This is a genomic window from Chitinophaga sp. (assembly GCF_036569125.1).
Classification (GTDB): Bacteria; Bacteroidota; Bacteroidia; order Chitinophagales; family Chitinophagaceae; genus Chitinophaga.
The window spans coordinates 1-10,124 of sequence record NZ_DATCRF010000564.1 but is presented as its reverse complement, the minus strand read 5'-3'; the positions used below and the strand labels follow the sequence as shown (position 1 = coordinate 10,124).

Annotated in this window: 12 protein-coding genes; 5 read left to right on the top strand and 7 right to left on the bottom strand. The window is 48.3% G+C overall.

Annotated features, from left to right (window positions below; all coding sequences use genetic code 11):
• Positions 1 to 770, bottom strand: a 770-nt coding sequence (locus VIM87_RS21270; RefSeq protein ID WP_331998952.1) for a S1C family serine protease, incomplete at its 3' end; no start/stop codon positions are given.
• 414 nt (positions 771 to 1,184) lie between these two features.
• Positions 1,185 to 2,183, bottom strand: a complete 999-nt coding sequence (locus tag VIM87_RS21265) for an acyl-CoA reductase (RefSeq protein ID WP_331998951.1) — start codon at positions 2,181 to 2,183, stop codon at positions 1,185 to 1,187.
• 93 nt (positions 2,184 to 2,276) lie between these two features.
• On the opposite strand from VIM87_RS21265, the gene VIM87_RS21260 reads away from it, so the two are divergent.
• The 5 genes from VIM87_RS21260 (at position 2,277) to VIM87_RS21240 (ending at position 5,645) form a co-directional block, all read left to right on the top strand.
• Complete coding sequence (locus VIM87_RS21260; RefSeq protein WP_089912180.1) at positions 2,277 to 2,624, top strand: 4Fe-4S dicluster domain-containing protein; 348 nt, start codon at positions 2,277 to 2,279, stop codon at positions 2,622 to 2,624.
• Positions 2,625 to 2,717: 93 nt separating this feature from the next.
• Positions 2,718 to 3,170 carry a DUF4440 domain-containing protein gene (locus VIM87_RS21255; protein ID WP_331998950.1) on the top strand — a complete coding sequence of 151 codons (453 nt, stop codon included), beginning with the start codon at positions 2,718 to 2,720 and terminating at the stop codon, positions 3,168 to 3,170.
• Between the two features lie 127 nt (positions 3,171 to 3,297).
• Positions 3,298 to 4,293 (top strand): D-alanine--D-alanine ligase, encoded by a 996-nt coding sequence (locus VIM87_RS21250; RefSeq protein WP_331998949.1) that lies wholly within the window; start codon positions 3,298 to 3,300, stop codon positions 4,291 to 4,293.
• Between the two features lie 141 nt (positions 4,294 to 4,434).
• Positions 4,435 to 5,241 (top strand): PASTA domain-containing protein, encoded by an 807-nt coding sequence (locus tag VIM87_RS21245; protein WP_331998948.1) that lies wholly within the window; start codon positions 4,435 to 4,437, stop codon positions 5,239 to 5,241.
• A gap of 95 nt (positions 5,242 to 5,336) precedes the next feature.
• Positions 5,337 to 5,645, top strand: a complete 309-nt coding sequence (locus tag VIM87_RS21240) for a rhodanese-like domain-containing protein (RefSeq protein WP_089912168.1) — start codon at positions 5,337 to 5,339, stop codon at positions 5,643 to 5,645.
• Positions 5,646 to 5,784: 139 nt separating this feature from the next.
• On the opposite strand, the gene VIM87_RS21235 is transcribed toward VIM87_RS21240, so the two are convergent.
• The 5 genes from VIM87_RS21235 to VIM87_RS21215 all read right to left on the bottom strand — a co-directional run.
• Entirely contained in the window at positions 5,785 to 6,165 is a 381-nt protein-coding gene (locus VIM87_RS21235; protein ID WP_331998947.1) for a RidA family protein, read from the bottom strand.
• Between the two features lie 11 nt (positions 6,166 to 6,176).
• Positions 6,177 to 7,427 (bottom strand): hypothetical protein, encoded by a 1,251-nt coding sequence (locus VIM87_RS21230; RefSeq protein WP_331998946.1) that lies wholly within the window; start codon positions 7,425 to 7,427, stop codon positions 6,177 to 6,179.
• A gap of 226 nt (positions 7,428 to 7,653) precedes the next feature.
• A complete protein-coding gene (locus tag VIM87_RS21225) occupies positions 7,654 to 8,847 on the bottom strand; it encodes a hypothetical protein (RefSeq protein ID WP_331998945.1) in 1,194 nt (397 codons plus the stop codon).
• Positions 8,844 to 9,704 carry a type 1 glutamine amidotransferase gene (locus VIM87_RS21220; RefSeq protein ID WP_331998944.1) on the bottom strand — a complete coding sequence of 287 codons (861 nt, stop codon included), beginning with the start codon at positions 9,702 to 9,704 and terminating at the stop codon, positions 8,844 to 8,846. The genes VIM87_RS21225 and VIM87_RS21220 overlap by 4 nt, the downstream gene beginning before the upstream one ends.
• 33 nt (positions 9,705 to 9,737) lie before the next feature.
• On the bottom strand, positions 9,738 to 10,124 hold a 387-nt coding region (locus VIM87_RS21215; protein ID WP_331998943.1), incomplete at its 5' end, for a hypothetical protein.

Here is a 10,124-nt window from a genome sequence, read left to right as displayed (position 1 = left end):
CCGCCACTGTTACCCTGGTTCACCGCAGCATCTGTTTGAATAAAGGATTCAATGGCAGAACGGCGGTTACGTTTGTTAATACCAATGGTACGGGCTTTGGCGCTCACAATACCGGCAGTTACGGTGGTTTCCAGGTTTAAGGGATAACCTACTGCCAGCACCCACTGACCGATCTGTACATCGTCAGAGTTACCATATAATAAGTAAGGAGCGTTCTTGGTATCTATCTTAATTACCGCCAGGTCCGTGTTGGGATCAACACCCACTACCTTGGCCTTGTAATTACGGTTATTGTTCAGCGTTACATCAATTTCATCGGCCTGGTCTACCACGTGGTTGTTGGTAACAATATAACCATCGTCAGAGATCAGCACACCGGAACCGGAGGCCATTTGCCCGGGCACATAATAACGGCGTCCGCCGCCTTCACCCTGGAACTCATCGCCAAAGAAATCATCGCCAAAAAGATCCTGCAGAATGCTTCTTCTTTTTTGCAGGTTATTGGTAACCTGTTTGGGATTGATCTTTGTTTTGATGTGCACTACACCCGGCAATGCAATCTTTGCAGCCGACTGAAAATCAGTGGGCGGGGCTATGTTCTTGGCATCGGTACCAGGCATGTAGCTGGTGTAGTTCACAGGAATGTTGTTGGAGCCATTTTGATAGGGACCTGCCTGCCGGGGTTGCAAATATTTGCTGTAAACAAATATGCTGGCAAAGGCAGTGGCCGTACTAATAAGCACAGTCGCAGCAATTTGTCGAAATTTCATATAAGTGAGTATTTATTGTTAAAGTAGACATTTGTTCTCTCAGGGTATGTATCAATTTACATGCCTTTGATACAAATTTAAGGCTCCTGTTTAATCAAAGCATTTTGGCAAATATCACTTTAACACATTTTTATATGAATCATTAATGAATAGTTAAAAGCATAGCCCTGAGAGAATTAAAAACTGTCAGCTTGGGTTAAAAGTGCCGCTTTTTCCTGTCATAATAACAACTAAAACCGACATTCTGTTCGGCGGTGCTTCGCCCGCCCGTCCACGGACCATAGTCAACGGTCCATAGCCTGCTTCGTTCGGATATGCTGCAAGTAATATAACCCGCTAACCTTCCCCGCACAATCTCACCTTGCAGCAGGCAATGGACCATCGACCATGGACCATGAACGCGTTTTTGCGCGGCTATAAGCTGCGCAAAAACGCCAGCGTATCAACTCCATCCGCATAATCCGTCAGTGAAGGTTGCTGTGCCAGTCCAAAAGGCGTAAGATCCCGGCCCACCAGGCATTGCAGGTCAGGGTTAGCTAACAGGCTGGTTGCCAGGGCAGCCGCATCCTCATAATAGCCGTAATGCAGCACGCTGATGGCAGAGAACAGGGATTCATGCTCCTGCACCAGCAGGCTGCCATTGGTCAGGTAAGGGCTGCTGTTCAGCAGCAACAGCGCCAGGTTATAATCGTAATTATTCTTGTACTTATGATGTTCCATCAGGTGCGCATACTTTCTTTCATGCGCCTGTAGCAGGGGGGTAAAGTCGTACCCTTCCGGAACAAAGATCTTGGTTACATTGCGGCAGCCCAGGCCAAAATACAGCATCATATCATCTGCCAGGGCCTCCAGCTCCGCGGCTGTTTCGTTCCCTGTAAGCAGGGCTGCAGAAGTACGGTTGCGGCGTATAATATGCGGAAAGCGGGAAAAATAATATTCAAAGTACCGGGCCGAGTTGTTGCTGCCCGTAGCAATGTAGGCGTCGCAATCCTTCAGCATTTCACTGATTGTGGTCTGTTGGGCAGTTTCGGGGTACCAGCTACTCATCACTTGCAGCAGGTGCTGTAACAGCAGGGTATCTTTAGACGATAATTTCATCTTTACACGGTGCCCGCTCACAAAACCGCAGAGCCAGTCGTGAAAGCCCACCAGTGGAATATTCCCGGCAGCCGTAATGCCAACGGTTTTAGGAAGCTGCCCCGCAGGCTGGGGATAAGCTGCCAGCCAGTTATTCAGCAAGGTCTCATCCAGGTAATATTGGCAGATATTTTGAATGGCAGTATCTATGAATGCAGGCGTAAACCAGCCATTGACCTGGGAAGCCTGTACCTTAACCTGTTGCAGGGCTTCATCATTACTGGTCAGGTATTCGCGTAAACGTAATAAAGCGGCTGTTTTTTGCGTGTTGTTCATGAAACGATAAGAAATATTTAAACTTTTAATCAGGGAAGTTCTATTTTTGTTCACAAAATTAATGGCTTACCACTTAAACAAAAAGTTTATACTATGGCAATTAAGATAACAGATGAATGTATTAATTGTGGCGCCTGCGAACCAGAATGCCCCAACAATGCAATTTATGAAGGTGGCGTTGAATGGCGTATTGCAGATGGTACTACGGTAAAGGGCTCCTATACCCTGAAGGAAGGTACAACAATAGATGCAGATCAGGCCAACGCTCCGATAAGCGTGGATACCTATTATATTGTACCCAATAAATGTACAGAGTGTCAGGGCTTTCATGAAGAACCGCAGTGTGCCGCCGTTTGCCCGGTAGATTGTTGCGTACCGGATGAAATGTACCAGGAAACAGTAGATGAGCTGTTAGCCAAGAAAGAGAAACTGCATATTTAATATATTATTACAGGAAGCTTATAATAAAAAGGAGAGAGGCGTATGCCTTTTCTCCTTTTTTCGTTTTATTTACATGTGCAAATCACCGTTCATATGCAGCATACCTTGTTAGCATTCAGTATATTCCTGTTAGGGCTCGCCTCCTGCCAAACACCGGCCACCGGCGACAACGCAGGCGGGGAGGAGTCCTTACGGCATGCCGACGTTGCGTTTTCCCGTCTTTCCAAAGAAAAAGGCCTACGCCTGGCTTTCCTGGCTTATGCCGATAGTGCCGCCGTATTACTGCGCCAGCACCATTACCCCATTGTAGGGCCGGAAGCCGTGAAGTACATAGAGCGTATGAATGATAGCGGTATTACCCTTACCTGGGAACCCACCTTTGTTAAGGTGGCCGCCTCCGGGGAGCTGGGCTACACCTATGGCACCTATACCTTTACCACCGCAGATACCAGTTCCCGCGGCACCTACGTTACTATCTGGAGAAAGAGCGCCGCCGGCGGCTGGAAATACGTGCTGGACAGCGGTAACGAAGGTTTGGGGAAATAAGGGTTTTTTCTTTTATCTTTACCCGCTTATAGGAAAGGTATTTATGTAACCGGGCCGCTTTCATTGGAGCGCCACGGGGGATAATACAAAGCTCCAGCAGACCAATAAAAAGACGAATCATTAACAGATGAAAAAAAATATTGCATTGGTAGCCGGCGGATATTCCGGTGAAGCCGTAATATCCGTACAAAGCGCAGCCGTAATAGAAAAACAGCTGGACAGCAGTAAGTACAATGTATACAAGATCGCCATCAGCCGCAGCAGCTGGACCTATACCGGCGCAGATGGCAAAACGGCGGAGATCGATAAAAATGATTTCAGCCTCACCCTCAACGGCAGCAAGGTTACTTTTGACGCTGTTTTTATAGGCATCCATGGTACACCCGGGGAAGATGGCCGCCTGCAGGGCTATTTTGAAATGCTGGGCATACCCTATACCAGCTGCGGCATGGTAACCTCCGCCCTTACGTTTAACAAAAGCTATTGCAATAAGATCGTAGCCGCACTGGATGTGGTGAACGTGTCTAAGTCTGTTCATATTTTTAAGGATCAGCCTTTTGATGCCGCCGCGCTGTTACAGCAGCTGCGCCTGCCTGTATTTGTAAAACCGGCAGAAGGAGGCAGCAGCATTGGCATGTCTAAAGTAACAAAGGCAGCCGAGCTGCCCGCCGCCATAGAAAAAGCTTTCAAGGAAGATGCCCAGGTGCTGATAGAAGAGTTTATCAAAGGCCGTGAGCTTACCTGCGGCTTATTTAAGGTAAATGGCCAGCTCACCGTGCTGCCCATTACAGAGGTGATCAGCAGCAAGGAATTCTTTGATTACGAAGCCAAGTATACGCCCGGCGTATCCCAGGAAATTACGCCCGCACAGGTGCCGGATGAGATCACGCAGCGCGTGCAGCAAACCGCCCGCGTGCTGTATGACAGGCTGAATTGCCGCGGTATTGTGCGCGTAGATTTTATATGGGAAGAGGCCACCGGTAAGCTGTTCTTCCTGGAAGTGAACACCATGCCCGGCCAGTCTGAAAACAGCCTGGTGCCGCAGCAGGTAAGGGCTTCCGGCCGCACCTTGCAGGAATTTTACGGCATGTTAATTGAAGAATGCCTAAAGCAAAAAGCTTAAAGCGCAAAGCATAAAGCAAAAAGCTTAAAGCAAAAAGCATAAAGCAAAAAGCTTAAAGCAGAAAGGTCTTCAATCTCTGTAGGCGCTTTGTGCTTTATGCTTTCGGCTTTCAGCTTTCAGCTCAACATAAAACAAAAAATCGTGTTTGAAAAAATTACCAGACGCTCTTTTAGATTTAACTTATTAGTAGCAATAGGATTGCTGGTGGTGCTCGGTATCCTGTTCTTTTCATTGCTGGGCATCATAACCCGGCACAATGAAACTTTAAAAGTACCGGACGTACGCCGTAAGAATGTGAAGGAAGCCATTATGCTGCTGGAAAAAGCCGGCTTTGAAGCAGACGTGCGGGATTCTATTTATTTAGACAGTATTCCCGCGCTAAGCGTATGGGAGCAGCAGCCTGAAACCGGCGCTGAAGTAAAGGTAGGCCGTACCATTTACCTCACCGTAAACAAAGTAGTACCCCCCATGGTGGCCATGCCCGACCTGGAAGGACTTACTTTCCGCAGTGCTGAAATGACGCTGCACAGCCGCCGCCTGAACGTAGGAGACACTATTTATAAACCGGATTTTGCTACCAATACCGTATTACAGCAATTACTGAACGGTAAGACCGTAAAGGCAGGTAAAATGATCCCCGAAGGCAGTAACATTACATTGGTGCTGAGCAGCGGCACCGGCAGCATAGAGAACCCGGTACCGGATCTTACCGGTCTTACCTACCTGGAAGCACGGGAGATCCTGAGCGCCAGTAACCTGAACCTGGGTACCGTGTTAATAGATGCCTCTGTAACAGATACCGCCAATGCTTTTGTAACCAAGCAGGTACCGCCCCGCCATAACAGCATCGGCGACCTGAACAGGGTACGGGCCGGCGAAACCATTGATATATGGCTGGCCGCCACCCGGCCGGTAAAAGATACTGCTACGGCAGATAGTTCTAAGTAGCGCAAAGCATAAAGCGCAAAGCATAAAGGTCTTGGATCAATACAAATGCTTTTTGCTTTCAGCTTTCCGCTTTCACCTTAAAAAACAATACAACCATGGAAAATATAACACCAGAAGAAGTAAAAAAACGTTTAGACAGCGGCGAACAGCTGAATTTAGTAGATGTACGGGAGCCGCATGAAAACGCTGAATTTAACATAGGCGGTACTTTAGTACCTCTCGGCGATATCCGCGCTATGCAGATAGACGAAATAGAAGGCCTGAAAGATAAAGAAGTAATTGTATACTGCCGTAGCGGTAACCGCAGCGGTCAGGCAGCCATGGTGCTGGAAACCATGGGCTTTGAGAATGTAAAGAACCTCACCGGCGGCATGTTAAGCTGGCAGGAGAAATTCGGCGCATAATGCTCAATGCCAATTATTTAATTACGAATTACGAATTATAATACAGCGGAGATTATGTCATCCGCTCAGCACAATTCATAATTTGTAAACTCTAATTACGAACTACTCAATTCGTAATTCGTAATTAAATAATTCGCAATTAAACTATCGCCGTTGCCTCAATCTCCACCAAGAACCGTTTATCTATTAAACGGCTCACCTCTACCATGGTGGTTACGGGTTTTATGCTCTGGAAAAACTCTCCGTGCGCCCGTCCGATCTCTTCCCATTTAGAAATATCAGTTACAAACATACGGGTGCGTACTACATCGTGCAGGCTGGCGCCGGCAGCCACCAGCGCAGCTTCTATGCGGGCCAGTATATATTTGGTTTGTGCATAGGCGTTACCCTCACCCATCACTTTATCTCCATCAGCCGCCACAGTGCCGGATACCTCTACCACATTACCCACCCTAACGGCACGGGAGTAGCCAACTTTGTTTTCCCAGGGTGCGCCGGACGAAAAGTTAGTGCGTTGCATAAGCGGTATATTTATTTGGTTTGCTGTACAGTAGTAGTGGTAACCTGCGGCCCGCCTGTTCGTATCTTAACCACGCGGTTCAGCAGGTCAAACCAGAAGGGCGCGCCCAGTGACACGGCCAGCGCAGTGATCACCCATCCCAGGAATACCAGCCAGCCGTTCTGCTGGTAGGGGTGCGTATAGCAGCCCACTTTCCGTTTAGCCACCGTTTGCATAGCCTGCTTGTATTTTTGCAGCTCAGGGGCCGATAGCAGCTTGCCTGCAATAGAATCCAGCCGCTGGTGAATTTGCGTATAGGCGGTATCGGTAGCGGCAGTATCCTTACAATTACCACGGTTAATGCCTAGTATATTCTGTATATCTGCCGCATCGGTAGTCAGGCTGCGGTACAGGCTATCCAGCATGGCATCTTCCAGGCTTACCTGGTACACCGTATCCGGCTTTACAAAGATACTATCTCCTATGCGTATGGTGTCCTGTTTAATTACCAGGGTACGTTTCAGGCTGTCTTTCCACTGGCCGTACAGCTCATAACGTTGGGTAGCCAGGCTAACCAGCTGCTCCCTGGCTTTTTTGTCTTTGGTAAGTATGCGGGCAATGGCAATGGAATCCACGTTGAATTGCCAGGCAATAATAAACCCGATAATGATCAGCAGCAGCTGGATCTGTTTGCGGTACCAGCCGCTGGTGCGGGCCATTACTTCATCAAACCATTGTTCCACTTTATTGCGGAAGCGTTCTGCATCCCGCTGCGCATCTTCCAGCAGGTTAAGCAAATGCTTGCGTGTAGGCTGCCCCAGCTGCGGCAGGCCGCTTTCCAGGTTTTGTTTTACCAGGGCAGCTTCCTGTTGAGTGCTGCTGTCATAGCCAGGGCCGCGCAGCAGGTGCATCAGGGTTTGGGAAAATAGCTGCGGGCTTATATAAGATGGGCGGCTGGATGATCTGCTTTCTCCCAGCGAGTGAATGCCCGGTTCAGTATAGAACTTTTTCAGGAAAGGGCTGTTCTTAAAGGGCGCAAAAAAATAGATCACACTCCATCCCAGCTCATAGAACCAGGTAAAAAAGGTGAACTGTCCCAGCCACCCCAACGGGTTACCACGGGGATCATTATCCAGTATACGGCGAAGGGCTTTGGTAAGAAAGCGGGCGCGCAGGTTAAAAATGCGGGCTATCATTTCCTGTATGATCGAAGCCAGCAAACTATAAAGCAGGTAAATAAATATCAGGCTAATGGCTACATCCAGGGCTGTGTTTCCAAACATAAGGGTTCTCAGGATTTGCGGTTAAATTATAAAAAAATATTTCAATGTAAAAGTAAGAGGGGAGTACGCAGTGTATATGTTGGGGAGCGGAAAGCATAAAGCAGAAAGCATAAAGCAGAAAGCGGAAAGCATAAAGCAGAAAGGGCAAAGCTTAAAGTCAACATACATGGGGCTCAGCAAAACATACTCAGCTTTATGCTTTATGCTTTCCGCTTTCAGCCTTTTCTCAGCTCTCAAAAAAGCAGCAGCTGCCGCCCACCCAGGTATCCTGGGCATTATTGCTCACGCCTATCATTTTTCCTTTACTGATACGGGCCAGGTTGTGCACCAGCAGTGGGCGGGGGCTGCCGTCCGGCCATATATACATCATCCGTATTTCGCAATGCGCCGGGCCGCTGGGCGTATAAATAACAGGGGCGTACTGCACTTTGTGCTGCAGGATCCAGTTTTCGGGGTCTTTAATATTATCAATATCTGCAGGCGTTACATCTATGATCACACCCTGCCCTGCAAAGGAGAACAGGGGCTTTAGCACATAATTTTCGAGGTCGGCAGGTATTACCGGCAAGGTGTGCAGGTACCAGCTCTTGGGGGCAAAGGGGCTTTGTATAAGCGGCAGCATAAATTTGCTGATGCGGTAAAACCAATTGGGGTGGGTGATCCATTCCACATCCAGGTGCTGGAACAGGTTGGGATAGCTGCCCAGCGTGGCCTGCTGTTTGATCAGGTCATCAAATATAACCCGGTTGTATATACGTTTTATGGGTGTTTGTTTGCCGTTACTATTATAATAAAGATTGGCGCCCTCCTGTATAAGCTCCGTTACGCATACCGGGTTTATGCCCAGGCGTTTTTGCGTACAGTAAAAGTCTACCCTTGTTTTTTGCAGCTGGGGCGCTACTTCCAGCAATATTACCTCCTGCGGGTCATTGTCCCCAACGATCAGCTGCTGCAGCAATTTAAAATAACTGTCCCCATCCAGCCCGTTAAAGAAATTGGTAACGGTACCGGGTATATTAAAATGATGTTTGAATTGCCGGGCCATTACCTCCTGGAAAGCAAACAGGGTAGGGAAGCCCTGCAGCTCTATCAGCTGCGGCGCCAGCTCTCCGTTCTCCTGCCGGCATACTGCAAAATCAATGATCAGGAAATGCGGGTGCGTATTCTCCGCCGGTACCTTCAGCGCATTGGGAATAGCGTCGCGGGTGATGTCTTTGAAATCAGGACGTAATATTACCTCCACCACCTCTTCACAGGCCTGCACCAGCTTGCTGGTAAGGGCAGCCGGTATAAACACCGGCGTTTCTGCTACACGGAAGGCAGGCGCTTCCCCGGCTTCAGCAGCCAGGCTGTCCAGGAAAGCCTGGTATTTACCGGTAGTAAAATGCTCGTTATAATATGTACGTAAAGAGGGTATCATAACTTGGTTATCAGCGGTGTGTGAACCTGCGGCAGTGGTCCGAAAATAATATCGTTCAGGAAGGTAGGAATAAAGCGGTTATGCGTCAGCGTTATCTTTCCCGGATCGGTTAGCTGTTCCAGCATGCTTTCATATTTCTCTGCCCCATAGGTAGCTACTACATGCTGCCTTTTATCGTCCTCTAGTAAGTATTTGCGCATGCCCGCCGCATCAGCCTCCGGGTGAAATTGCGTGCCCAGGAAATGGGCATTAAAACGGATAGCCATCACGGCCCTTTCCAGCGGCACATGCGGGCGTTCCTTTTCTATAGCCAGCACCTGTGCACCCATAGCCTGCAGTTTTGCCGGCTGCAGGCCAATCACCTGCCAGTTGCGGCTGTCTACCACGTAGAACGGTTCCGGCAGCTGCTGCAATAAAGGCTCCTGTTCGCCCGCATCGGTTTTATGCACCGGGAACACGCCAAATGCGGGCGACCGGCGCCTGCATACCTGCCCCAGCTCAAAATAGCGGCACATAAGCTGAAAGGAGTGGCATATAAACAGCATCGGCTTCTTTACTTCCGCGCTTTCATTCCACCTTATCAGGTTTTGCACCAGGCCAAAGTAGGCCTTTTCCCAATCGCCGCCTGCACTGTCTACCGGGCTGCCAGGCCCGCCGGTAGAGATATAAATATCGTAGGAAAGATCAGGCGCCTCGTTTGCAAGGCGCACTTCAAACTCATCTGCCTGCAGCTGTAACCCGTGCGTAGCGCTATAATCCGCCAGTATTTCCCGTATACAGCGCATCCCCTCATTGGGCACGCCTTCATACATATCCAACACGGCTATTTTCCACTGCTGTTTAACGGGTATAAGCATACAGCAAAGGTAAGAAATAGATAAAGAGCTGGGTTATTCTTGTTGTGTTGGGGCATTCAGGTCTTCTTCGCTTATGGCGTTTACGGCTTCAACTGTAGCATCTTCTTCCAGCATAGCATCGCTTTCAAAAGCAATTGCTTTTATAAACTGGATATGCATATTAATAACATTGCAATAGGGAATGCATAAAATACCGTCTGATTCTATTTCTATTTTACAACCTTCCGATAAAGTAATATCATCCCCGTTTTTTTTATTAAAGAGCCTTTTAGTGGGGGTTGAAATATACACACGGTCAAGAATTTCTCCGTCTGCAACCCAGTCTACTAACGTACCTTCATATAATACGCTTGCATCTTTGGTATCAACCAGCAGGTTGATGTAAGTATTAGGTTTAGCTGAACCCAGGTACTGATATTC